This window comes from Streptomyces sp. NPDC003284, assembly GCF_053589675.1.
Map to the genome: position 1 here is coordinate 680675 of NZ_JBSFSI010000001.1, position 24740 is coordinate 705414.

At 73.4% G+C, this 24740-nt stretch carries 21 protein-coding genes; 17 read left to right on the forward strand and 4 right to left on the reverse strand.

The genetic code is table 11. From position 1 onward, the window contains the following. Positions 1-20 precede the first annotated feature (20 nt). Complete coding sequence (locus tag ACWDYF_RS02995) at positions 21-1364, reverse strand: amidase (protein ID WP_389463765.1); 1344 nt, start codon at positions 1362-1364, stop codon at positions 21-23. Positions 1365-1618: 254 nt separating this feature from the next. Between ACWDYF_RS02995 and ACWDYF_RS03000 the strand changes: the two genes are divergently transcribed. The 3 genes from ACWDYF_RS03000 to ACWDYF_RS03010 all read left to right on the forward strand — a co-directional run bounded on the left by ACWDYF_RS03000 (position 1619) and on the right by ACWDYF_RS03010 (position 4017). After that, entirely contained in the window at positions 1619-2284 is a 666-nt protein-coding gene (locus ACWDYF_RS03000; RefSeq protein WP_389463767.1) for a nitroreductase, read from the forward strand. Between the two features lie 236 nt (positions 2285-2520). Then, entirely contained in the window at positions 2521-2772 is a 252-nt protein-coding gene (locus ACWDYF_RS03005) for a hypothetical protein (RefSeq protein WP_018568145.1), read from the forward strand. 12 nt (positions 2773-2784) lie between these two features. After that, a complete protein-coding gene (locus tag ACWDYF_RS03010; protein ID WP_389463770.1) occupies positions 2785-4017 on the forward strand; it encodes an SPFH domain-containing protein in 1233 nt (410 codons plus the stop codon). A 356-nt stretch (positions 4018-4373) separates the two neighbouring features. Here the strand turns inward: ACWDYF_RS03010 and ACWDYF_RS03015 are convergent, their stop codons facing one another. Then, complete coding sequence (locus tag ACWDYF_RS03015; RefSeq protein ID WP_389463773.1) at positions 4374-5462, reverse strand: LacI family DNA-binding transcriptional regulator; 1089 nt, start codon at positions 5460-5462, stop codon at positions 4374-4376. Between the two features lie 220 nt (positions 5463-5682). Between ACWDYF_RS03015 and ACWDYF_RS03020 the strand changes: the two genes are divergently transcribed. From ACWDYF_RS03020 to ACWDYF_RS03045, 6 genes are all read left to right on the forward strand, one after another. Then, positions 5683-6975 (forward strand): ABC transporter substrate-binding protein, encoded by a 1293-nt coding sequence (locus ACWDYF_RS03020; protein WP_389463775.1) that lies wholly within the window; start codon positions 5683-5685, stop codon positions 6973-6975. A 6-nt stretch (positions 6976-6981) separates the two neighbouring features. Then, the gene (locus ACWDYF_RS03025; protein ID WP_381744082.1) at positions 6982-7938 is read left to right on the forward strand and encodes a carbohydrate ABC transporter permease; all 957 of its coding nucleotides are present in this window, start codon (positions 6982-6984) and stop codon (positions 7936-7938) included. Further along, positions 7935-8852 carry a carbohydrate ABC transporter permease gene (locus tag ACWDYF_RS03030; RefSeq protein ID WP_389463778.1) on the forward strand — a complete coding sequence of 306 codons (918 nt, stop codon included), beginning with the start codon at positions 7935-7937 and terminating at the stop codon, positions 8850-8852. The genes ACWDYF_RS03025 and ACWDYF_RS03030 overlap by 4 nt, the downstream gene beginning before the upstream one ends. Before the next feature lie 95 nt (positions 8853-8947). Then, positions 8948-10204 carry a glycoside hydrolase 5 family protein gene (locus tag ACWDYF_RS03035; RefSeq protein WP_389463780.1) on the forward strand — a complete coding sequence of 419 codons (1257 nt, stop codon included), beginning with the start codon at positions 8948-8950 and terminating at the stop codon, positions 10202-10204. Next, the gene (locus ACWDYF_RS03040) at positions 10201-12237 is read left to right on the forward strand and encodes an endo-beta-N-acetylglucosaminidase (protein WP_389463782.1); all 2037 of its coding nucleotides are present in this window, start codon (positions 10201-10203) and stop codon (positions 12235-12237) included. The genes ACWDYF_RS03035 and ACWDYF_RS03040 overlap by 4 nt, the downstream gene beginning before the upstream one ends. 46 nt (positions 12238-12283) lie before the next feature. After that, positions 12284-15304, forward strand: coding sequence for an alpha-mannosidase (locus tag ACWDYF_RS03045; RefSeq protein WP_389463784.1), 3021 nt, complete (start codon positions 12284-12286; stop codon positions 15302-15304). Positions 15305-15406: 102 nt separating this feature from the next. Here ACWDYF_RS03045 and ACWDYF_RS03050 read toward each other — a convergent pair whose 3' ends face one another. Then, entirely contained in the window at positions 15407-16078 is a 672-nt protein-coding gene (locus ACWDYF_RS03050; protein ID WP_389463926.1) for a FadR/GntR family transcriptional regulator, read from the reverse strand. Positions 16079-16381: 303 nt separating this feature from the next. Here ACWDYF_RS03050 and ACWDYF_RS03055 point away from each other — a divergent pair, with 303 nt between their 5' ends. The 8 genes from ACWDYF_RS03055 to ACWDYF_RS03090 are packed head-to-tail and all read left to right on the forward strand — an operon-like array spanning position 16382 to position 24320. Beyond that, positions 16382-17482 carry a sugar ABC transporter substrate-binding protein gene (locus tag ACWDYF_RS03055; RefSeq protein ID WP_381744087.1) on the forward strand — a complete coding sequence of 367 codons (1101 nt, stop codon included), beginning with the start codon at positions 16382-16384 and terminating at the stop codon, positions 17480-17482. After that, on the forward strand, positions 17479-18984 hold the full coding sequence (locus ACWDYF_RS03060; RefSeq protein WP_389463786.1) for a sugar ABC transporter ATP-binding protein: 1506 nt from the start codon (positions 17479-17481) through the stop codon (positions 18982-18984). The genes ACWDYF_RS03055 and ACWDYF_RS03060 overlap by 4 nt, the downstream gene beginning before the upstream one ends. Then, on the forward strand, positions 18977-20005 hold the full coding sequence (locus tag ACWDYF_RS03065; RefSeq protein ID WP_389463789.1) for an ABC transporter permease: 1029 nt from the start codon (positions 18977-18979) through the stop codon (positions 20003-20005). Before ACWDYF_RS03060 ends, ACWDYF_RS03065 begins: the two co-directional genes overlap by 8 nt. Before the next feature lie 35 nt (positions 20006-20040). Next, on the forward strand, positions 20041-21417 hold the full coding sequence (locus tag ACWDYF_RS03070; protein ID WP_389463791.1) for an L-fuconate dehydratase: 1377 nt from the start codon (positions 20041-20043) through the stop codon (positions 21415-21417). Beyond that, positions 21414-22169, forward strand: a complete 756-nt coding sequence (locus tag ACWDYF_RS03075; RefSeq protein WP_381744090.1) for an SDR family NAD(P)-dependent oxidoreductase — start codon at positions 21414-21416, stop codon at positions 22167-22169. Before ACWDYF_RS03070 ends, ACWDYF_RS03075 begins: the two co-directional genes overlap by 4 nt. Next, entirely contained in the window at positions 22166-23158 is a 993-nt protein-coding gene (locus ACWDYF_RS03080) for an aldo/keto reductase (protein WP_389463794.1), read from the forward strand. Before ACWDYF_RS03075 ends, ACWDYF_RS03080 begins: the two co-directional genes overlap by 4 nt. Beyond that, on the forward strand, positions 23155-23469 hold the full coding sequence (locus ACWDYF_RS03085; protein ID WP_381744092.1) for an L-rhamnose mutarotase: 315 nt from the start codon (positions 23155-23157) through the stop codon (positions 23467-23469). The genes ACWDYF_RS03080 and ACWDYF_RS03085 overlap by 4 nt, the downstream gene beginning before the upstream one ends. Next, complete coding sequence (locus tag ACWDYF_RS03090) at positions 23466-24320, forward strand: amidohydrolase family protein (protein ID WP_389463796.1); 855 nt, start codon at positions 23466-23468, stop codon at positions 24318-24320. The genes ACWDYF_RS03085 and ACWDYF_RS03090 overlap by 4 nt, the downstream gene beginning before the upstream one ends. Here ACWDYF_RS03090 and ACWDYF_RS03095 read toward each other — a convergent pair. Beyond that, complete coding sequence (locus tag ACWDYF_RS03095; protein WP_389463799.1) at positions 24305-24712, reverse strand: DUF3224 domain-containing protein; 408 nt, start codon at positions 24710-24712, stop codon at positions 24305-24307. The genes ACWDYF_RS03090 and ACWDYF_RS03095 overlap by 16 nt on opposite strands. Positions 24713-24740 lie beyond the last annotated feature (28 nt).

Below are 24740 nucleotides of genomic sequence, written 5' to 3' on the forward strand. Positions count from 1 at the left end.
CGGGCGGACGGTGCGCGGGTTCAGTCCAGCGGGGCGGTGCGCGGCCACGGGCGCCGCCGCTCGATCCGCTCCGCCAGGTCCAGCAGGACGTCCTCCGCGCCGGGGCGCCCCACCAGCTGCACCGCACACGGCGCACCGGAGGGCAGGGTGCCGAACGGCACCACCGCCGCGGGCCAGCCGGTCAGGTTCCACGGCCCGGTCATCGGTGAACAGGCGCCGTTGACCGCGACGTTGCGCAGCCAGCCCCGCTCGTGCCAGGGCACGGCCCGCGGCGGGCGGCGGGCCAGCGCCGGACAGAGCAGCACGTCGTGCTCGGCGAAGAACGGCGCGAGCCGCTCCCGCAGCCGCTCCCGCGCGTCACCCGTGCGGACGCCCTCGACGAACCGCCGCCCGACGGCGGCCTGCACCCGGGTGCGCCGGGCCAGTTGCCGCGGATCCAGGCCCACGGCGTCCATGGCCGTACCGGCACTCCAGTGCCGCAGCGCGGTGAACCCGATCGACGCCGGATAGGGCGGATCGGCGCGCCGCACCCGGTGGCCCTCCCGCGCCAGCAGCCGCGCCGCCTCCCGTACGGCGCTGGCGTACGGCGGGGCGACCGTCGTCCCGCGCAGCGGCGCGCGCACCGACGCGGCCACCGACGGCGCCGACTGCCCGGCGGCGGAGGGTACTTCGGTGTCCGCCAGCACCGAGAGCATCAGCCGCGCGTCCGCGACCGTCGTGGCGAGCGGCCCGTTCTCCGACATGCCGAACCAGTCGCCGTTGCCGATGCCGGCCGGAACCACCCGGTGGCCCGGCTTGACGGTGACCAGGCCGCAGGCGGCGGCCGGGATGCGCAGCGAGCCCATGCCGTCGTTGCCGAGCGCGAGCGGCACCATCCCGGCGGCGACCGCCGCCGCGCTGCCCCCCGACGAACCGCCCGCCGTGCGTGAGGTGTCCCACGGATTGCGGGTGACGCCGTGCACGCCCTCGGTGGTGCCGAAGATGCACAGCTCGGGCACGTTGGTCAGCCCCACCACGACCGCGCCCGCCGCCCGCAGCCGGGCGACGGTGACATGGTCCTGGGTCTGCGGCAGCTCGGAGGTCGCCGCGGAGCCGTTCCGGGTGGACTCGCCGCGTACGGCGAGGTTGTCCTTGACGGCCACCGGCACGCCCGCCAGGGGGAGTTTGGCCAGATCCGGCCGGGCCCCGACCGCGTCGGCCTCCTCCAGCGCCGCACGGGCGCGGACGGTGCGAAAGGCGCCGATCCGGCCGTCGAGCCGCTCGATGCGGGCCAGGTGCGCGGCCACCACCGCACGGGCGGTGACCCGCTTCTCGCGTACGGCGGCGGCTATCTCGACGGCACTGCGGCCGGCCCAGTCGGTCACGGGCACTCCTCGGCGGAAGGTCGGAAACTCCGAAAGCGGGGGCGGACAGGGCGTACTGGCGAGTACGTGGGGTGCACTCTGCCCGGAGCGGGCCCCTCGCGTCGAGAGGCCGCGTCCGGCCGCCACCACCGGCCGCCCTGGCCTGCCCGACAGGGGAGGGATCATGGCCGTCGAGAAACGAGAGCCGGGGGACGGGAGCCGGGGGACGAGAGCCGAGGGACGAGAGTCGGGGACGAGGGAGAGGACGAGAAGGCGTGGATGTGTACGAGGCCGTGGACAGTCGCCGGGCCGTGCGGGCGTTCGGCGACGAGCCGGTGCCCGAGGAGGTGCTCGAACGCGTCCTGGCCGCGGCGGCGAGAGCACCGTCGAGCGGCAACCTCCAGCCGTGGCACCTGTACGTCGTGACCGGCGAGCCGCTGGCCGAGCTGAAGCGGCGGGCCACGGCCAGGGCACTGGCGGGCGACCCGGGCGACGAGCGGGAGTATCCGATGTACCCGGCCGAACTGACTCCGCCCTATCTGGACCGCTTCGCCGCCGCTGCCGCCCAGCGGTACGCGGCCCTGGGGATCGAGCGCGACGATCCCGCCCGGCCCATGAAGATCGCCGCGCTGAACTCGGGGGCGTTCGGGGCGCCGGCCGTGCTGTTCTGCTACCTCGACCGGACGATGGGGCCGGGGCAGTGGGGGGACGCGGGGATGTACCTCCAGACGGTCATGCTGCTGCTCCGGGCGGAGGGGCTGCACAGCTGTCCCCAGGTGATGTGGACGATGTACCGGAAGACGGTCGGTGAGGTGGTCGGAGCGGGGGACGGGCGCGTGCTGTTCTGCGGGGTCGCGGTGGGGTTCGAGAAGGACGGCGCGCCGCAACCGCGCACCGGGCGGGCGGACATGGCGGAGACGGTGACCTTCGTCGGGCGGTGACCCCCGCCCGGCCGCGGGTCCGCGCCGCCGGTCCGGAACCGGGCAGGGCCCTGGCCGCGTCTCGCCGGATGCCGGGCGAGGACACGTCCGGCATCCGGCGGGACCGGGCGGGACGGGGTGTCCCCGCCGGTCCGCCGCGGTGCCGGGACGCCCGGGTGCACGCGACGCGTAGGCGGCCCGCCCGGGTGGGTCTATGGTCGGAAGCACAGGGCGAGCACGAGGGGAAGTAGTCGGCGATGGCGCAGGACGAGGCCGTGATCGGCTGCATGGGGGAGCTTCTCATCGGCACACGCGGATCCGCCGGTCCCGGCGAGATCCTGGTGCGGGTCAGAGGCGGCTCCGAGACCTTCCTCGCCTGGTCGCAGGAACCGTTGCCGATCGGTGCGACGGTCCTCGTGGTGGACTCCCGCGGACGCCGTGAGGTCGACGTGATCGAGTGGGCCGACCCCCTGGACCGGTTGCGCGACGATGCGGCCGACGCAGGCTAAGGAGAACAGACCATGTTCGGTTACCGTGTTCCCGCCCCCGACGAGGCGATGCTGATCTCGGGCGGCAGGCGGGGACTGGGGGGCGCGCCGTTTAGGGTGGTGACGGGGCACGGCAAGTTCGTGCTCCCGGTGTTCCGCAAGGTCCGCTTCCTCACCCTGTCGATGTGCGAGTCGGAGGTCGTCGAGACCTGCGTCACCCGGCAGGGCATCGCGCTGCATGTGCGCGCCGTCATCGCCTTCAAGGTCGGCAACGACCCGGAGAGCATCATCAACGCCGGGCAGCGCTTCCTCTCCGACCAGGACCAGATGTCCGTCCTGACCGGGCGGATCTTCGCCGGTCACCTGCGCGCCATCATCGGTTCGATGACCGTGGAGGAGATCGTCACCGAGCGGCAGAAGCTCGCCGCCGAGGTGCTCGACACCTCCAAGACGGAGATGGCGAAGATCGGCCTGATCGTGGACTCGCTCCAGATCCAGTCCATCGACGACGGCGACACCGGGTACATCGACGCCATGTCCGCGCCGCACAAGGCGGCCATCCAGCGGCAGGCGCAGATCGCCCAGGCGCAGGCCAACCAGGCCGCCGCCGAGGCGGAGCAGGAGGCGGCCCGCAGGCAGGCCGAGTACGCCCGTCAGACCGCCATCGTCAAGGCGGAGTACTCCGCCGAGGTGGACCGGGCCCAGGCACAGGCCGCGCAGGCCGGGCCGCTGGCGCTGGCGCATGCCCAGCAGGAGGTGCTCGCCGCCCAGACGGAGCTGGCCCAGCGGCAGGCCGAACTGCGCCAGCAGGAGCTGGTCGCCGAGATCGTCAAGCCCGCCGAGGCGGACGCCGAGCGGGTCAGGATCCTCGCCGCGGCCGAGGCCCAGCGGATGAAGGTGCAGGCCGAGGCCGCCGCGTCCTACGACCGTGTCGCGCTCGACCGCATGCTGATCGATCAGCTCCCGCAGATCGTCAAGGAGGCCGCGGGCGGCCTCTCCGGTGCCAACGTCAACGTCCTCAACGGCGCGGACGGCCTCGGCGAGATCGCGGCGGGGCTGGTCGCCCAGGGCCTGACCATCCTGGACTCGGTACGGCAGAACCTGAACGGCGGTGGCGGTGGCGGCCAGGGCGGCGGCGCCCAGCGCAACGGCTCAGGACCGGCCGCGGCGGACACCGGCCGCCGCGAACTCCAGGGCCCGCGGCCCGCGACCCCCGACAACGGGTCGCAGGCGCCGGGCCGGGGCGGCAAGGGGACGGCCGAGTAGGGCCCCGCGTGCGGTCCCGCCCGGCAGCGGGACCGCAGCTGCACCCACCTGGCGTCGGGCGGCCGTCCGTGTCGTCGGCCTGGCCGACATCCCGACGGCTGCTTCCGGCCCCGGGCGCGATCACCGGCGCCGCCGGTCGCCGGTGGCCCGCACACGCCCACCGGCGACCCGCTGCGGCTCCGGTGCGTGCCCACCAGCCCCCGCCGGATGCCGGTCGTACCCGTACACCGGGAACCACCGGAGCACCGGGCCACCGGATCGCCCTGGCTCCCGGGCGCGGCCACCGATCCCACCGGCCTCGCCGGACTCCACCGGCCTCGCCGGACTCCACCGGCCCCGCCCGCCGCCAGGCGCGCTCAGCCGACGCGGTCGCCCGTACCCGCCTCGGCGCCCGCCCCCGGCGCGTCCCGCGCCGGCCCCGTGCTGTCGCGTTCGATCAGGCGGGGGACCGGGACGCGGACCGTGCGGGCCGGGCCGCCGTCCAGGAGGGCGGTCAGCGCGCGGGCCGCCGTACGGCCGAACTCCATGCTGTCCCGCGACAGGGCGGACAGCCACGGCTTGACCATGCGGCACAGCGCGGAGTCCTCCCAGGCGACCACCGACACGTCCGCCGGGACGGAGTAGCCCAGTTCGGTCGCGGCGGCCACGCCCGCCAGGGCCATCACGTCGTTGTCGTAGATCAGGGCCGTCGGGGGAGACGGCGAGCGCAGTATCCGGCGGGTGACGGCGGCACCCTCCGCGTCCGAGTAGTCCGTGGTCACCGACTCGACGCCGGTCAGCCCGCGCCGCTCGGCCTCGGTGCGCAGCGTCCGGATCCGGCGCTCGGTGTGGGCGAGCCCGGCCAGGCCCGCGATGTGCATGATGCGCCGGTGGCCGAGCCCGTAGAGCCCGTCCACCACCGAGGCCATGGCGCCCGCGTCGTCCGCCCACACGGTGGACAGGCCCGGGTGCCGCTCGTCGGGGGCGCCGCCGATGACCACGGCGGGCAGGCCGAGTTCGTCGAGCAGACCGGGGCGCGGGTCGTCGGTGCGCGGGTCCACGACGAGGACGCCGTCCACCCGGTGCTCGGCCCACCATCTGCGATATACGTCACACTCGTCCGGTACGTCCTCCACCACCTGGAAGAGCAGCCCGAGATGGCGCTCGGAGAGCACTTCCTGGATGCCGGAGACCAGTTGCAGGAAGAACGAGTCGACGCCGAGGGTGTCGGCGGGCCGGGCCAGTACGAAGCCGATCGTGGCCGCGCCCTCCCCGGACAGCGCGCGGGCCGCCGTACTGGGCCGCCAGCCCAGCTGTTCGGCGACCCGGCGGACCCGGTCGCGGGTGACCTCGGAGACACCGGGCCGGTCGTTGAGCGCGAACGATACGGCGCTCTCGGAGACACCGGCACGGCGAGCGATGTCCTTCATCGTCGGACGGCGCGCCGGGGTCCGCTTGGCCGGCATGTTCCCCCTCTTTTCACAGCGGTGATCACTAAAGCGCTTGAGTGGACGCAGCCTAAAGCGCATTAGTCCTTGCGGGCAAGTCCCTACTCGGACCCCGGTGACCTGGACTAATGTGGCCGAGGTAGCTTTAGCAGGCCCGAATCCATTGACTTTTGATGAACTCGGCATGCATCGTCACTGCCGACACCAGCCGTCGACGCCGCAAGGGAGCCGTGTCACCGTGCCCATATCCCGCAGAGCACTCGCCGCCGCAGCCATCACCGCCCTCGTCCTGCCGTTGAGCGCCTGTGGCTCCGGCGGGGACGACGCCGGTTCGACGGACGCGTCGGGCAAGGTCGAGGGCAACATCACCTTCCAGACCTGGAACCTGCGCGCCAACTTCAAGGACTACTTCGAGGGCGTCATCGGCGACTTCGAGAAGAAGTACCCGGGCACGCACGTCAAGTGGGTCGACCAGCCCGCCGAGGGCTACCCCGACAAGATCAGCGCGGACGCGGCCGGCGGCACCCTGCCCGACGTCGTCAACGTCGCCCCGGACCTGGTCGCGCCGCTCGCCAAGGCGGGCCTGGCGATGGACCTGGACAAGGCCGCCGCCAAGTACAAGGGCGAGTACCTGCCCGGCGCCTGGGCCAGCCACCAGGTCCCCGGCCTGCCCGGCACGTACGCCTTCCCCTGGTACCTGAACACCGGCCCGCTGTTCTACAACAAGACCCTCTTCAAGCAGGCGGGCCTGGACGCCGAGAAGCCGCCGAAGACGTACGACGAGCTCTTCACGGACGCCCTCCAGCTCGCCGAGAAGACCGACGGCAAGGTCGCCACCCTCGCCAATGTGCCCACCATCGAGGACTTCGGCCGCTACGGCTCGACGCTGACGAACAAGGAGGGCACCGGCTTCGCCTTCAACGACGCGAAGGGTGTCGAACTCCTCACCAAGTACAAGCAGTTGTACGACGCCAAGGCGCTCGACCCGCAGGCGCTCACCGCCACCCCGGAGTCGACCGGCAAGAAGTTCCTCACCGGTGCCGTGGCCATGAACCCGGGCAGCGCCCTGGACCTGGACAACTTCAAGAAGCAGGCGCCGAACCTGTACAAGAACATCGGCATCACCGACCAGATCACCAGCACCGGCCACGTCAACATGTACGTGCAGGGCCTGATGGTGAACGCGAAGACCAAGAACACGCCCGCCGCCGTCGCGTTCGCGCACTTCGTCACCGACGCCGAGCACCAGATGTCCTTCGCCAAGAAGGTCGCCATCTTCCCGAGCACCGCGGGCTCGCTCAACGACCCGTACTTCACCAAGGAGGACGGCACCGACGAGACCCGGGTCCGGGTCGCCGCCGCCAAGTCCCTGAAGACCGCGGTCAACTACACGCCCGTGCAGTTCAGCGACCAGATGAAGACGGCGCTGCGCAACGAGGTCGCCAAGGCGCTCCAGGGCAAGCAGAGCCCCAAGGACGCGCTCGACAACGCTGTCAAGGCATGTGACCAGCTTCTGAAGCAGCAGGGATAACGCACCATGTCCACCTCGACCGTCTCCCGGGCGCCCGCGAAGCGCCCGGCCCGGCGCTCCGGCCGGGGCGCCGGGATGCGCCCGGCGACCCGGATCCGGCGCCAACTGCCCACCAGTCCCTGGCTGTTCGCCGCCCCCGGACTGCTGGTCACCGCCGTCTTCATCCTGTACCCGTTCGTCTCCACGGTGATCAACGCCTTCACCGACCGGCGCACCCTGATCCCCGGCCACTTCGTCGGCCTCGCCAACTTCCGCGAGCTGCTGCACGACGACGCCTTCTGGATCGGCCTGCGCAACAGCACGCTGTACATGGTCGGCACCGTCCCGGCGCTGGTCATCCTGCCGCTGCTGCTGGCCATGCTGGTGCAGAAGAACATCCCGGGCATCACCTTCTTCCGGTCCGCCTTCTACACCCCGGTCGTCGCCTCGATCGTCGTGGTCGGCCTGATCTGGGTCTGGATGCTGGACGAACGCGGACTGGTGAACTCGCTCCTGGAGACGGTCGGGCTCGGCAAGGTCGGCTTCCTCAGCGACCAGTGGCTGCTGCTGGTCAGCGCCATGGCTGTCACGGTCTGGAAGGGCCTCGGCTACTACATGATCGTCTACCTCGCGGCGCTCGCCAACGTGCCGCGCGAACTGCACGAGGCCGCCGCCGTGGACGGCGCGGGCGCGGTGCGCCGCTTCTTCACCGTGACCGTACCGGCCGTCCGCTCCACCATGGTCCTGGTCGCCGCGCTCTCCTCGGTCGCCGCCTTCAAGGTGTTCTCCGAGGTCTACCTGATGGCCGGGCCCAGCGGCGGCCCCGCGGGCGAGGACACCACCCTGGTGATGCTCATCCAGCGCACCGGCACCGGCCTGTCCGGCCGCGTCGGCTACGCCTCCGCCATCTCCCTGGTGGTGTTCGTCATCACCGTGATCCTCATGCTGCTCGTCCTGCGCGCCGACCGGAAGGAGGACGCGTGAGCACCGTCGAGACCCCGGCCCGCGAGACCCCGGCCCGCACGACCCCGGCGCGCCCGCGCAAGCCCCGCTTCACCGACGAGAACGGCCGCCGCTACCGGGTGTGGGAACTGGTCCTGCGCTACGTCCTGCTGCTGGCCGTGCTCGCCCTGACCGTCGGCCCGTTCGTGTGGCAGCTGTCCACCTCGCTCAAGGGCCCCACCGAGGACATCTTCAGCTCCCCGCCGAAGTTCCTGCCCGGCGACCCCACCCTGCACAACTACGAGCGCGTCGCCGACACCATCCCGGTCTGGGACTACGCCTTCAACTCCCTCAAGGTCGCCGCCGCCAACGTCGTCACCAACTGCGTCGGCTCGGCCCTGGCCGGCTACGCCCTGGCCCGGCTGCGCTACCGGGGCCGCCGGGTCGCCACCCTGGTCTTCGTGCTGGCGATGCTCGTGCCCGCCGAGGGCATCATCATCGCCCAGTTCACCACCATGCGGGAGCTGGGCCTGAACAACACCCTCGTCGGTGTCCTGCTGCCCGGCGCCGTCGCGTCGCTGAACGTCCTGCTGATGCGCAACGCCTTCCTGAACCTGCCCTACGAGATCGAGGAGGCCGCCTACGTCGACGGCGCCAACGTCTGGCAGCGGTTCCTGCGGATCGCGCTGCCCTCGGTCAAGGGCACCCTCGCCGTCGTGGCGATCTTCGCCTTCATGGGCGCCTGGGACGACTTCCTGTGGCCGCTCATCGTGCTCAGCGACCCGTCCAGGTTCACCCTGACCATCGGCCTGAACTACCTGCACGGCACCTTCGCCAACGACGAACGGCTGGTCGCCGCGGGCACCGTCATCGCCGTGGCCCCGCTGATCGCCCTCTTCGCCTGCCTCCAGCGCTACTTCTTCCGCGGGGTCGGCGAGGGCGCCGTCAAGGGCTGAGCGCCCGGGGCCGCTCCCGGGAGCGGCCCCGCGGCCGGCCTCACCGCAGCTTTCGCGGGCCGAACCCCCGTACCCCCACCTCGCAAGGACCCCGCATGCCTTCTGCCGTGCGCTTCGGCGTCAACTACACCCCGAGCCAGGGGTGGTTCCACCACTGGCTCGACTTCGACCTGGACGCCGTACGCGCCGACCTGGACTCCATCGCCGCGCTCGGCCTCGACCACGTCCGGGTCTTCCCGCTGTGGCCCTACTTCCAGCCCGACCGCGCCCTGATCCGGCCGCGCGCCGTGGAACAGCTGGTGCAGGTCGTCGACGCGGCCGGGGAACGCGGGCTCGACGTCAACGTGGACGGTCTCCAGGGACACCTGTCCAGCTTCGACTTCCTGCCCGCCTGGACCCGCACCTGGCACCGCCGCAACCTCTTCACCGACCCGGAGGTCCTGGACGGCCAGGCCGCCTACCTGCGCACCCTGGCCGCCGCCCTCGACGGCCGCCCCAACTTCCTCGGCATGACCCTCGGCAACGAGGTCAACCAGTTCTCCGCCGGGCCCCACCCCGACCCGGACCGGGCCACCGCCGACCAGATCGACGCCTGGCTGGAGCGCATGCTCGCCGCCTGCGAGCAGGGCGCTCCCGGCCGGATGCACCTGCACGCCGAGTACGACGCCACCTGGTACCAGGACGACATGCCGTTCACCCCGGACCAGGCCGCCCGGCACGGCGCGCTGACCGCCGTGCACTCCTGGGTCTTCAACGGCACCGCCCAGCGCCACGGCCGCACCTCCGTGCCCACCGAGCACCACGCCGCCTACCTCATCGAGCTGAGCAAGGCATGGGCCGGCGACCCGCACCGCCCCGTCTGGCTCCAGGAGGTCGGCGCGCCCGCCCCCCTGATCCCCGCCGAGCACGCCGCCGCCTTCACCGAGGCCACCGTCGCCAACGCGCTGGACTGCCCCGACCTGTGGGGCATCACCTGGTGGTGCTCCCACGACGTCTCGCGCGAGCTGGCCGACTTCCCCGAACTCGAGTACAGCCTCGGCCTGCTGACCAACGACCGCCGTCCCAAGGACATCGCCCGCAGCCTCGCCCGCGCGGCCCGCGAGCACACCTACGCCCCGGCCCCGCGCACCACCGCCCTGACCGTGCCCGCCGACCCGGCCGCCCGCTCCCGCTGCGCGCCCGGCGGCGACGTCTTCGAGGCGTTCTTCCGGCTCACCGCCGACGGCGCCCGCCCCACCACCGTCCTCGACACCCGGGCGGCCGACCAGGACCACCTGGCCGCCCGCGGCATCACGGACGTCGTCACCCCCGATCAGGTACTCCCCACCCCACCAGGAGGCACCCGCTCGTGAGTCACCGCCCCGCCCGGCGCACCGTCCTGCTCGCGGGCGCCGCGACCGCCGCCCTGCCCGCGCTGTCCCTGCCCGCCGCCGCGCCCGCCTCGGCGGCGCCCCGCACCGCCGCCACCGGCCTGCGGCCGCTCGCCTCCTACTGGTACCCCGACTCGCTGCCCGACGGCAGCCCCGGCGAGGACATCACCTGGCGCAGCCTGAAGAGCTGGCGCGCCGCCACCGACACCGACCTGCCCTTCAACCGGGCCTCCGTGCCGCTCGCCCGGCGCTTCACCCCGGCCCCGGCCAACACCACGGCCCGCGCGGACCAGGCCCGTATCCAGTCCCTGGTCTCCTTCGGCCCCACCGCGGGCAACCCCTCCCAGGGCTCGGCCACCGCCGACTACTACGCCCTCACCCACTGGGCGTACATCGACGAGCTGGTCTTCTGGGGCGGCTCGTCGGGCGAGGGGCTGATCCTCGCGCCGAACGCGCCGGTCGTGGACGCCGCCCACCGGCACGGCGTCCCCGTCCTCGGCAACGTCTTCCTGCCGCCCGCCGCCTACGGCGGACAGCTCCGCTGGACCAGCGACCTGGTGCAGCGGGACGCCGCCGGGCACCACCCGCTCGCCGCCCAGCTCGTCGCGGTCGCGGCGGCGTACGGCTTCGACGGCTGGTTCGTCAACGCCGAGACCGGCGGTGGCGACAGCGCGCTCGGCGCGGCCATGCTCGGCTTCGTCCGCGAGCTGAAGACGCTCGCCGCCGCCCGCGGACAGCGTGTCACCTGGTACGACGCCATGACCGTGGACGGCACGGTGAGCTGGCAGGGCGCGCTGAACGACCGCAACCAGGCGCTGTACGAGGCCGCCGACGACCTGTTCGTCGACTTCCGCTGGAGCGCGGGCTCGCTGGCCTCCTCCGCCCGCCGGGCCGACGCGCTGGGCCGCAGCCGCTACGAGCTGTGGGCCGGTGTCGACGTGGAGTCCCGCGGCCCGGACACCTCCGTGGACTGGGACGCGATCGTGCCCGCCGGCACCGCGCACACCGCCTCCGTCGGCCTCTACCGCCCGGAGTGGACCCGCGGCCACCTGCCCGCCGGGCACACCCCGGAGGCGTTCCACGCCGCCGACGACCGGTTCTGGACCGGCCGCTCCCTCGACCCGTCCCGGCCCGATGCCGCCGACCCCTGGCGGGCACCGGCCGTCTTCGCCGCCGACCGGTCCACCGTCACCGCCCTGCCGTTCGCGACCGTCTTCAACACCGGCCACGGACTGCGCTGGCACGAGCGGGGCGAGGTCACCTCCGACACCCCCTGGAACCACCTCGGCCTCCAGGACCGGCTGCCCGCCCGCCGCTGGAGCGTGCGCACCGAGGGGCAGCGGCCCGCCGTCGCCTTCGACTTCGCCGACGCCTGGCACGGCGGCAGCAGCCTCCTGGTGTCCGGCGCGCTCGACCGGCCCGCCGTGCTGGACCTCTACACGACCCGGCTGCCGCTCGGCCGCAACACCGTCGTCGAGCTGACCCACCGCGCCGACGCCGGGGACGTACGCGTCGAGCTGGCCGTGGCGACCGCCGAACCGGACGGCGCCGGGAACCCGCCGCCGTACACGTACCTGCCGCTGCCGGCCGGGCGCGGCGACGGCTGGCGGACCACCGCGGTGCGGCTGCCCGGCCGGTCCGGGACCGTGCACGCCCTCGGGATCCGGCTCACCGCCACCGGCGGCGGCCCGGTCCGCTGGCGGCTCGGCGGCCTCGCCGTGCGCGAGCGCACCACCACCCCGGCCGCCCCCGTGCGGCCCCGGGTCACCGCGGCCTCGGGCGGCGACCTGCGTCTGGCCTGGGACCACCCGGCGCCCGGCACGGTCCGCCACTACACCGTGCACCGCGTGCTGCCCGACGGCACCCGCCGCTTCCTGGGCGGCACCGGCCAGCGCGCCTACTTCGTCACCGGCCTGACGCCCGCCCCGGGCGAGCGGGCCGTACGGTTCGAGGTACGGGCGGTGGGGGAGCTGTACACCTCCTCGGCCGCCGCCGCCCTCGGCCACCGCTGGTAACCACCGACTGATCCACCCGCAGACGCAGACCTACGGAGCATTCCGCATGCATGACGACCGCAGCCTGGTCGAAGCCCGCCTCAAGCGCGTACTCGACGAGCGCATCCGCCCCGCCGTGTACCCCGAGTCCGTGCCCCTGGACGTGGCCGTGTGGCACGCGCCCGGGGAGCCCGTCCCGGTCGCCGAGGGACTGGCCGCCGAGCCCGAGCCGATCGCGGTGGGCGCCCGCTGGGGTGCTCCGTGGGGCACCAGCTGGTTCCGGGTGACCGGCACCGTCCCGCGGGCCTGGGCGGGCAGGTCCGTCGAGGCCCTGCTCGACCTGGGCTTCGACGAGAACATGCCCGGCTTCCAGTGCGAGGGCCTGGTCTACCGGCCCGACGGCACCCCGGTGAAGGGCCTCAACCCGCGCAACCAGTGGGTCCGGATCGGCGCCCCCGTCGAGGGCGGCGAGGAGGTGCGCCTGCACATCGAGGCCGCCTCCAACCCCGTCATCCTCGACTACCACCCCTTCCTGCCCACCCAGCTCGGCGACAAGGAGACCGCGGGCAGCGACCCGCAGTACACGCTGACCCGGATGGACCTCGCCGTCTTCGACGAGACCGTGTGGCAGCTCGTCATCGACCTGGAGGTGCTCGGCGAGCTGATGGCCGAGCTGCCCGAGGACTCCCAGCGCCGCTACGAGATCCTGCGCGCCGTGGACCGGGCACTGGACCTGGTGGACCTCCAGGACGTCAACGGCACCGCCGGGCGGGCCCGCGCCCAGCTCACCGGCGTGCTCTCCGCGCCCGCCGTGCCCTCCGCGCACCGCATCAGCGCCGTCGGCCACGCGCACATCGACTCCGCCTGGCTGTGGCCGCTGCGCGAGACGGTGCGCAAGGTGGCGCGTACGACGTCCAACATGACCGCCCTGCTGGAGGACGAGCCCGACTTCGTCTTCGCCATGTCCCAGGCGCAGCAGTGGGCGTGGATCAAGGAGCACCGGCCCGAGGTGTGGGCGCGGGTCAAGAAGGCCGTCGCGGACGGGCGGTTCGTCCCGGCCGGCGGCATGTGGGTGGAGTCCGACACCAACATGCCCGGCTCGGAGGCCATGGCGCGCCAGTTCGTGCACGGCAAGCGGTTCTTCCTCGACGAGTTCGGCGTCGAGAACGACGAGGCGTGGCTGCCCGACACCTTCGGCTTCGCCGCCGGTCTGCCGCAGATCATCAAGGCGGCCGGTTCCAAGCGGCTGCTCACGCAGAAGATCTCCTGGTCGCAGACGAACAAGTTCCCGCACCACACCTTCCAGTGGGAGGGCATCGACGGCACCCGGATCTTCACGCACTTCCCGCCCGTCGACACCTACAACTGCTCCATGAAGGGCAGCGAGATCGCGCACGCGGCCCGCAACTTCAAGGACAAGGGCGTCGCCCGGCACTCGCTGGCGCCCACCGGCTGGGGCGACGGCGGCGGCGGCACCACCCGCGAGATGGTCGCCAAGGCCGCCCGGCTGCGCGACCTGGAGGGCTCCGCGCAGGTGGTGTGGGAGACCCCCGAGGCGTTCTTCGACAAGGCCGAGGCCGAGTACCCCGAACCGCCCGTCTGGGTCGGCGAGCTGTACCTCGAACTGCACCGCGCCACCCTGACCAGCCAGGCCAAGACCAAGCAGGGCAACCGGCGCAGCGAGCACCTGCTGCGCGAGGCGGAGCTGTGGGCGGCCACCGCCGCCGTGCGCGCCGGGTTCCCCTACCCCTACGAGGACCTGGACCGGATCTGGAAGACGGTGCTGCTGCACCAGTTCCACGACATCCTGCCCGGCTCGTCCATCGCCTGGGTGCACCGCGAGGCCCGCGCGACCTACGAGCGGGTCGCCGCCGAGCTGGACGCGATCATCGACGGCGCGCAGCGCGCGCTGGCCGGCGAGGGCGCCACCCCGCTCGTCTTCAACGCGGCCCCGCACGGCCGCTGCGGTGTCCCGGCGGGCGGCGCCGCCGCCCCGGCCGTCGCGGGCGGCACCCGGCTCACGCCCCGCCAGGGCGGCGGACACGTCCTGGACAACGGCGTGCTGCGCGTCGAGATCGACGAGCGGGGCCTGGTCGTCTCGGCGTACGACATCGAGGCCGAGCGCGAGACGGTCGCCCCCGGCCGGGCCGCGAACCTGCTCCAGCTGCACCCCGACTTCCCGAACATGTGGGACGCCTGGGACGTGGACGAGTTCTATCGCAACACGGTCACCGACCTGACGGACGCGGACGAGGTCACGGCGGGCGAGGACGGCGCCTCGGTGCGCGTCGTGCGCTCCTTCGGCGACTCCCGCGTCACGCAGGTGCTGTCGCTGGCCGCGGGCGAGCGGCGGCTGCTCCTGGACACCGAGGTCGACTGGCACGAGACGGAGAAGTTCCTCAAGCTGGCCTTCCCGCTGGACGTGCACGCCGAACGGTACGCGTCGGAGACCCAGTTCGGGCACTTCCACCGGCCCACCCACACCAACACCTCGTGGGAGGCCGCCAAGTTCGAGGCGTGCAACCACCGGTTCGTGCACGTGGCCGAGCCCGGCTGGGGCGTCGCCCTGGTCAACGACTCGACGTACGGCCATGACGTGACCCGTGCCGTCCGCACCGACGGCGACCTGGGCACGACCACCACGGTCCGGGTGTCGCTGCTGCGCGCGCCGCGCTTCCCCGACCCGGAGACCGACCAGGGCGTCCACCGCTTCCGGCACGCCCTGGTGCCCGGCGCCGACATCGGCGGCGCGGTCCGCGAGGGCTGGCGGATCAACGTGCCCGAGCGGCGGCTGACCGGCGCGGGCGCGGTCGCCCCGCTGGTGGCCGTCGACGACGACGCGGTGGTCGTGACGGCTCTCAAGCTCGCCGACGACGGCAGCGGCGACGTGGTCGTCCGCTTCCACGAGGCGCACGGCGGCCGGGCGCGGGCCACGCTGAGCGCCGGGTTCGAGGTCGCCGACGCCGTGGCGACCGACCTGCTGGAGCGCCCGCTGGCCGACGCCCCGGCCGTGGAGCGCGACGGCGAGCGGATCGCGGTGCGGCTGCGTCCGTTCGAGCTGGTGACGCTGCGGCTGCGGCGCGCCTGAGTCGGTACAGCGCGCCTGAGTGAGTACAGGAGGGCGGTCCGGCACGCACGCGCCGGGCCGCCCTCCGGCGTTCCCGCCCGTGCCCTCACCCGTGGTCCGCCGTCACTCCGCGAACCGGGCGCGCAGCCACTCCTCCACCTCGCCGACGTGGGAGGCCGCCGCCGCGCGGGCCGCCTCCGGGTCATGGGCCGCCAACGCCCGGAAGATCGCGGCGTGTTCGCGGCGGGTGCGGGCGAAGGCCCCCTCCTCCTGGTAGCCGCGCCAGACCCGGGCGCGGAAGGTGCGTGAGGACAGGCCCTCCAGGATCGCGGCCATCGCCTCGTTGCCCGCCGCCATCGCTATCTCGCGGTGGAAGGCCAGGTCGTGGGCGAGGATCTCCTCCGGGTCGTCGGTGGCGTTCATGGCCGTCAGATGCTTCTCGACCTCGGCCAGCCGCTCCGGGGTGATCCGCGCCGCCGCCAGCGCGGTCGCCGTCGACTCCAGGACCCGGCGCACCTCCAGCAGCTCGACCAGGCGCGGCCCGCGGGTCAGGTCGGCCACCACCCCGAACGTCTCCAGCAGGTCTCCGGCCTCCAACTGCGTGACGTAGATGCCCGATCCGTGCCGGGCCTCCAGCACACCGAGCACGGTGAGCGCGCGTATCGCCTCGCGCACGGAACTGCGGGAGATACCCAGCCCGGCGGCGAGGTCCCGCTCGGTCGGCAGCCGCTGGCCCGGCTCCAGCCGGCCCTCGGCGATCATCGACTTGATCCGCTCGATGGCCCGCTGCGTCACGGTGCCCTTCTGCCCGGCACCGGCGGCGCCCTGCGCCTCCGCCGCCGCCTCCGTCTCCTTCGGCCCGGCATGCGCGGCACGCGCGGCGCCGTCCGGGTCCGGCTCCGTCCGCTCGGCCGGTCCGGTCGGGGTCTGCTCCACGCCACTCCTCCTGTCGCCGTGCGCCGCAGTCTAACCATCGAGGTGGTCGGACCACTCCGGTCGTCCGGCCGGGAAAAGTGGCTCCGGAGGGTGTTCCGGGCGTCAAGTGGTCTGATAAGTATGCGGGCAACTGCTCGATCTCGCCCGATGAGGAGCCGACAGATGGCCGGCACACAAGTGCGGAACGGACGGCAAGGCAGGCGGCTGCACGGCAGGCGGTTCCCGGCGGCGGCGGTGCGCGCGGCGGCCGTCGCCGCCTGCGGCGCGCTGGCGCTGACGGCCTGCGGCAGCACCAAGGACGGCGGCGCGCCCGGCGCACAGGGCGGCGGCAGCGGCAAGGTCGGTGTCGTCCTGCCCCTGCTGACCTCGCCGTTCTGGCAGTCCTACAACGACTACGTGCCCAAGATGGCCACGTCCCAAGGTGTGGACGCGCTGAAGACGGTCAACTCCAACAGCGACCCCTCGCAGCAGATCACCGACATCAACAACGAGCTGAACCAGGGCGTCAAGGGCCTGGTCGTGGCCCCGCTGGACAGCGCCGCCATCCAGGCCGGACTCGACCAGGCCGAACGCAAGGGCGTCCCCGTGGTCGCCGTCGACGTGGCGCCCGACAAGGGCAAGGTCGCCATGGTCGTGCGCGCCGACAACATCGCGTACGGCGAGAAGGCCTGCCGGTACCTCGGCGCGCACCTCGACTCCGGCAAGGTCGTGCAGATCATGGGCGACCTCGCCTCCGTCAACGGCCGTGAGCGCTCGGAGGCGTTCCGCGCCTGCGTACGGAAGAACTTCCCGAAGCTGAAGGTGCTGGAGATCCCCGCCAAGTGGGAGTCCGACACCGCCGCCGCCAGGCTCGACACCCTGCTGAACGCCAACCCCGACATCAAGGGCATCTACCTCCAGGCGGGCGGTGTCTACCTGGCGCCCACCCTCCAGACCCTGAAGTCCAAGAACCTGCTGAAGAAGGCCGGGACGGCCGGACACATCGCCATCGTCTCCAACGACGGCATCCCGCAGGAGTTCGACGCCATCCGCAAGGGCGAGATCGACGCCACCGTCTCCCAGCCGGCCGACGCCTACGCCAAGTACGGCATGTACTACATCAAGGCGGCCATGCAGGGGAAGACGTTCGCGCCGGGCCCCACCGACCACGGCTCCACCATCGTGAAGCTGCCCAACGGAGTCCTGGAGGACCAGTTGCCCGCGCCCCTGGTCACCAAGGAGAACGTCGACGACCGGGCGCTGTGGGGCAACACGGTCCGATGAGCGCCCCCGACACCGCCCCGCTGGCCGAGGCGCGGGGCGTCACCAAGCGCTACGGAGCCACCGTCGCCCTCGCCGACGGCCGTCTCACCGTGCGCAGCGGCGAGTCCCACGCCCTCGTCGGCCGCAACGGCGCCGGCAAGTCCACCCTCGTCACCCTGCTCACCGGCCTCCAGGCCCCCGACGCGGGCGAGATCCGCTTCGACGGCGCGAGCGCGCCCCCGCTCGGCGACCGCGACGCCTGGCGCCGCAAGGTCGCCTGCGTCTACCAGAAGCCGACCGTCGTCCCCGAACTCACCGTCGCCGAGAACCTGTTCATCAACCGCCAGCCCACCGGACGCGGCGGTCTGATCAGCTGGCGGCGGCTGCGCGAGGAGGCCGCCGCGCTCCTGGACGCCTGGGACGTACGCGTCGACCCCGGCGCCCGCACGGCCGAACTCCGCGTCGAGGACCGGCAGATGGTCGAGATCGCGCGGGCCCTCAGCCTCGGCGCCCGGTTCATCGTCCTGGACGAACCCACCGCCCAGCTCGACAACCGCGAGATAGAGCGGCTGTTCACCCGAATGCGGACACTCCAGGACTCCGGCGTCACCTTCCTGTTCATCTCCCACCACCTCCAGGAGGTGTACGAGGTCTGCCAGACGGTCACCGTGCTGCGCGACGCCCGCTGGATCACCACCGCCCCCGTCGCGGACCTGCCCCGCTCCGCCCTGGTGGAGGCCATGGCGGGGGAGTCGGTCACCGGCGGCGCCCTGAGCCGTGAGCCGGTCGCCGCCCAGGCCCCCGTGGTGCTCGCCGCGCACGGCCTCACCTCCGGCGCGTACCGCGACATCGACCTGAGCGTGCGCGGCGGCGAGGTCGTCGGACTCGCCGGGACCAGCGGCAGCGGCAAGATCGAACTGGCCGAGTCCTTCGCCGGACTGCACACCCCCACCGGCGGCAGCGCCGAACTCGACGGCCGTGCCCTGCCGTTCGGCGACGTACGGGCCGCGCTGACGGCGGGCGTCGGCTGCGTCCCGCGCGACCGCCACGAGCAGGGCCTGGTGCCCCGGATGACCGTCGGCGACAACACCACGCTCAGCGTCCTGGACCGGCTCGGCCGGTTCGGCTTCGTCGGCACCGGCGCCCGCCGCGCCCTCGCCGGTGAGCTCGTCGCCCGCCTCGGCATCCGCACCGAGGGCCCCGGGCAGCCGGTGTCCGACCTGTCCGGCGGCAACGCGCAGAAGGTCGTCATGGCCCGCGCCCTCGCCCGTGACCCGCGGCTGCTCGTCCTCATCAACCCCACCGCGGGCGTCGACGTGAAGTCCAAGGAATCCCTGCTGGCGCGCGTGGACAGCGCCCGCGAGGACGGCACCGCCGTGCTCGTCGTCTCCGACGAACTCGACGACCTGCGGCGCTGCGACCGCGTCCTCGTCCTCTTCCACGGCCGGATCACCGCCGAGCACCCGGCGGGCTGGCGCGACCACGAGCTGATCGCCTCCATCGAAGGAGTGGACCATGGCTGACACCGAGGCGGCCGCGCCGCTCGCCCCACCGCACCCGGCCGACGCGGGCCGGGCCAGGGCCGTCCTGCTGCGCCGCGCCCGCGAACTGGCCCTCGTACCAGCCCTGTTGCTGCTCATCGTGCTCGGCGCGGTCGTCAACGACTCGTTCCTCACCGAACGCAACCTGATCTCCGTCCTGGGCTCGTCCGCCGCCCTCGCCATGGTGGTGCTCGCCGAGTCCCTGGTGCTCATCACCGGCAAGTTCGACCTGTCCCTGGAATCGGTCGTGGGCATCGCACCCGCCGTCGGCGCCCTGCTCGTCCTGCCCGCCGCCCAGTCCGGCTGGGGCACCGAACTGGCCGCCCCGCTCGCCCTGCTCGCGATCCTGGCCGCCGGAGCGGTGATCGGCGCCTTCAACGGCATCCTGGTCGTCACCTTCAAGCTCAACGCCTTCATCGTGACCCTGGCCATGCTCATCGTGCTGCGCGGAGTGCTGGTCGGCGCCACCAAGGGCAAGACGCTGTTCGGCATGCCCGACAGCTTCTACGCGCTGGCCACCACCACCTTCCTCACCGTCCCCCTGTCGGTGTGGCTGGCCGCCGCCGCCTTCGCCGTCACCGGCCTGGTCCTGCGCCACCACCGCGTCGGCCGCGCCCTGTACGCCATCGGCGGCAACGCGGACGCCGCACGCGCGGCCGGGATCCGCGTCGAGCGCGTGATGCTCGGCGTGTTCGTCGCCGCCGGTGTCCTCGCCTCCGTCGGCGGCATCATGCAGACCGGCTACGTCGGCGCGATCAGCGCCAACCAGGGCCAGAACATGATCTTCACGGTGTTCGCGGCGGCGGTCATCGGCGGCATCAGTCTCGACGGCGGCCGGGGCACCATGTTCGGCGCGCTCACCGGCGTCCTGCTGCTCGGCGTGGTGCAGAACCTGCTCACCCTCGCCCAGGTGCCGTCGTTCTGGATCCAGGCCATCTACGGCGGGATCATCCTGGTCGCCCTCATGATCGCGCGCGTGACGACGGGCCGCGCCCAGGACTGACCGCACGGCCCCCCGCCACCGACGAAAGGCCACCCGTGTCCCCGACGCCCGCCCGTGTCACCGCGGTCGACACCCACGACATCCGCTTCCCCACCTCGCGCGAGCTGGACGGCTCCGACGCGATGAACCCGGACCCCGACTACTCGGCCGCCTACGCCGTCCTGCGCACCGACCCCGCGGACGGCACAGACGGCACGGACGGGGCCGAGGGCCATGGCTTCACCTTCACCATCGGGCGGGGCAACGACGTCCAGGTCGCCGCGATCCACGCACTGCGCCACCACGTGGTCGGACGGTCCGTCGACGAACTGTGCGCCGACCCCGGCTCGCTCTTCCGCGACCTCATCGGCGACAGCCAACTGCGCTGGCTGGGGCCCGAGAAGGGCGTGATGCACATGGCGATCGGCGCGGTCGTCAACGCCGTGTGGGACCTCGCCGCCAAACGCGCGGGCAAGCCGCTGTGGCGGCTGCTCGCCGAGGCCGACCCGGTCTGGCTGGTGCGGCAGATCGACTTCCGCTATCTCACCGACGCCCTCACCCCGGACGAGGCCCTCGGCCTGCTGCGCCGTGGCCGGGAGGGCGCCGGTGAGCGCACCGCCCGCCTCCTGGCGCACGGCTACCCCGCCTACACCACGTCCCCCGGCTGGCTCGGCTACGACGACGCCAAGCTGACCCGCCTCGCCGCCCAGGCCGTCGCCGACGGCTTCACCCAGATCAAGCTGAAGGTCGGCGCCGACCTCGACGACGACGTACGCCGCTGCCGGGTGGCCCGCGCGGCCGTGGGACCCGGTGTGCGCATCGCGGTCGACGCCAACCAGCGCTGGGACGTGGCCGAGGCCATCCGCTGGACCCGGGCGCTCGCCCCCTACGACCCGTACTGGATCGAGGAGCCCACCAGCCCCGACGACGTCCTCGGCCACGCGGCCATCCGCGAGGCGGTGGCCCCGGTGAAGGTGGCCACCGGCGAACACGTGCACAACCGCGTCGTCTTCAAGCAGATGCTCCAGGCCGGTGCCCTGGACGTGCTCCAGATCGACGCGGCCCGGGTCGGCGGCGTCAACGAGAACCTCGCCATCCTGCTGCTCGCCGCCAAGTACGGCGTCCCGGTCTGCCCGCACGCCGGCGGCGTCGGCCTGTGCGAACTGGTGCAGCACTTCTCGATGTTCGACTACGTCGCCCTGACCGGCACCACCGAGGACCGCGTCATCGAGTACGTCGACCACCTCCACGACCACTTCCTGGATCCGGTGGTGATCCGCGAGGGCCGCTACACGGCCCCCACCGCGCCCGGCTTCTCCGCCGCCATGCGGCCGGAGTCCATCGCGCGCTACACCTTCCCCGGCGGCACCTTCTGGGCCGCCGACCTGGCACAGCAGACACAGCAGACACAGCAGAAGGGGCACGCGGCATGAGCGACTTCGACGGACTGAGGGCCCTGGTGACGGGCGGCGCCTCCGGGATCGGCCGGGCCACCGCCGGTCTCCTGGCCGGGCGGGGCGCCCGCGTCGCGGTGCTGGACCTGGATCCCTCGGCCGTGGACGAGCCCCTGTACGCCTTCCGCGCCGACGTGACCGACGACGTCCTGGTGCGCACCGCCGTCGAGGCGGCCGCCGACGCCCTCGGCGGAGTCGACATCCTCGTCAACAACGCAGGCATCGGCGCCCAGGGCACCGTCGAGGACAACGACGACGCCGAGTGGCACCGCGTCCTCGACGTCAACGTCCTCGGCATCGTCCGCACCACCCGCGCCGCCCTGCCGCACCTGCGCGTCTCCGACCACGCGGCCGTCGTCAACACCTGCTCGATAGCGGCCACCGCCGGTCTCCCGCAGCGCGCCCTCTACAGCGCCAGCAAGGGCGCCGTCCTCTCCCTCACCCTCGCCATGGCCGCCGACCACATCCGCGAGGGCATCCGCGTCAACTGCGTCAACCCGGGGACCGTGGACACCCCCTGGGTCGGCCGGCTGCTGGACTCGGCCCCCGACCCCGCCGCCGAACGCGCCGCCCTCCGGGCCCGCCAGCCCACCGGCCGCCTGGTCACCGCCGCCGAGGTCGCCGCCGCCATCGCCTACCTGGCGGGCCCGCACTCCGGCGCCACCACCGGCACCTCCCTCGCGGTCGACGGCGGCATGCAGGGACTGCGGCTGCGCCCGGCGGGCCGGTGACGGCCCTGGGCGCGACCGGCGTCGACATCGGCCCCCTCGGCTTCGGCACCGCCGCCCTCGGCAACCTGTACACCGAGGTCGGCGAGGACCAGGCGCACGAGGCGGTCACCGCCGCCTGGGACGCGGGCATCCGCTACTTCGACACCGCGCCCCACTACGGGCTCGGCCTGGCCGAACGCCGCCTGGGCGCCGCCCTGCGCACCCGCCCCAGGAGCGAGTACACCCTGTCCACCAAGGTGGGCCGCCGCCTGGAGCCCGCCGACCGCACCGCCGACCGCACCGGCGACGGCACCGGCGACGACCTCGCCGCCGGATTCGCGGTGCCCGCCACCCACCGCCGTGTCTGGGACTTCACCGCCGACGGCATCCGGCGCACCCTGGAGGCCAGCCTCGACCGCCTCGGCCTCGACCGGGTCGACATCGCCTATCTCCACGACCCCGACGACCACGCCGAAGCGGCCTTCCGCGAGGGCTACCCGGCCCTGGAGCGACTGCGCGCCGAGGGCCTGGTCGGCGCGATCGGCGCCGGGATGAACCAGAGCGCGATGCTGACCCGCTTCGTCCACGACACCGACGTCGACGTGGTGCTGTGCGCGGGCCGCCACACCCTCCTCGACCACAGCGCCCCGGCCGACCTGCTGCCCGCCGCCCTGGCCCGCGGGGTCGCCGTGGTCGTCGGCGGTGCCTTCAACTCCGGCCTGCTCGCCGATCCGCGGCCGGGCGCCCCGTACGACTACACCCAGGCGCCGCCCGCGCTGCTGGAGCGGGCCCTGCGCCTGCGGGAGACCGCCCGCGCGCACGGCATCACCCTGCGCGCCGCCGCCCTGTCCCACTGCGCCGCCCACCCGGTCGTGGCCAGTGTGCTGATCGGCGCCCGCTCGGCCGCCGAGGTGCGCGACTGCGCCGAGCAGTACGCCGTCCCCGTCCCCGCGTCCTTCTGGCGGGAGCTGCGCGAGAGGGGCCTGCTGCCGCGAGAGGAGCCCGTATGAGAGTCGCTCTGCACACCAAGGTGCGCGCCGACCGCGTCGCCGCCTACGAGGCCGCGCACCGGGAGGTGCCCGCCGCGCTCACCGCCGCCGTCCGCGCCGCCGGGGCCACCTCCTGGACCATCTGGCGCAGCGGCACCGACCTGTTCCACCTCCTGGAGTGCGAGGACTACGCCCGGCTCCTGGCCGAACTGGAGCGGCTGCCCGTCAACGTGGCCTGGCAGGCCCGCATGGCCGACCTGCTCGACGTCGTGCACGACTACTCCCGCGACGGCGCCGGAGCGGGGCTGCCCGTGGTGTGGGAGCTGCCGTGACCGTCGACGCCCATCACCACGTGTGGGACCTGTCCGTCCGCGACCAGGACTGGATCACCGGCCCCGCGCTCAGCCCGCTGCGCCGCGACTTCACCCTCGCCGACCTGGCGCCCGAGGCCCGCGCCGCCGGGGTCGAGCGCACCGTCCTCGTCCAGACCGTCACCGTGCCCGAGGAGACCCCGGAGCTGCTGGCCCTGGCCGAGGCGCACGAGCTGATCGCGGGCGTGGTCGGCTGGACGGACCTCACCCGGGCCGACGTCGCGGACGAGCTGGACCGGCTGCGCGCCCTGCCCGGCGGCCGGTACCTCAAGGGCGTCCGCCACCAGGTCCAGGGCGAGGCCGACCCCCGGTGGCTGCTGCGCCCCGAGGTGCGCCGGGGCCTGGCCGCCGTCGCCGACGCGGGCCTGGTGTACGACCTGGTCGTCGTCCCCCGCCAGCTCCCCGCCTGCGCCGAGGCGGCGGCCCGCCACCCCGGGCTCACCTTCGTCCTGGACCACCTGGGCAAACCGCCCGCCGCCACCGGCGGCACCGAGCCCTGGGCGGGCGACGTCCGTGCGCTCGCCGCCCTGCCCAACACCGTCTGCAAGCTGTCGGGCCTGGTCACCGAGGCCGACCCGGCCACGTGGACCCCGGCGGGACTGCGCCCCTACGCGGACACGGTGCTGGACGCCTTCGGTCCGGACCGGCTGATGTTCGGCTCGGACTGGCCGGTGTGCACCCTGGCCGCCTCCTACGCCGAGGTCCTGGCCACCGCACGGGAGCTGACCGCCGGGCTCTGCGCGCACGAGCGCGCGGCGGTCTTCGCCCGGACGGCCGACCGCGTCTACGGGCTGGCTCAGTCCAGCTCGTAGTCGAACCGGATCCGGTGGGTGCCGTCGGCGTCGACGGCCAGGCCGCCGGTGCCGCGTATCCCCGTCAGATCGCCGGCGCCGCTGGAGGGGACGACGGTGAAGAACTCCGCGCTGCGGTCGCTGCCCGTGGTGGTGGCCGAGTGGACGAAGTTGAAGGCGCCCCGGCGGCCGTGCAGGGTGCCCTCGAAGGACTCCATGGCGACATAGGTGCCGACCCCGGTCTCCTGGTCGAAGGCGGCGGTGAACAGGGTCGCCGCGCGGCCGGTGATCTCGCCCTCGAAGTGCTTCTCCAGGGTGGCCACTCCCACCGGGAGGCCGGTGGTCACGACGGGGTCCGGCTTCAGGCCGGCCGGCGTGAAGGACTTCACGGTGAAGGTGCCCGTAGCTCTCATGCGAAAGACCGTAGCGGCAGGGTCTGAC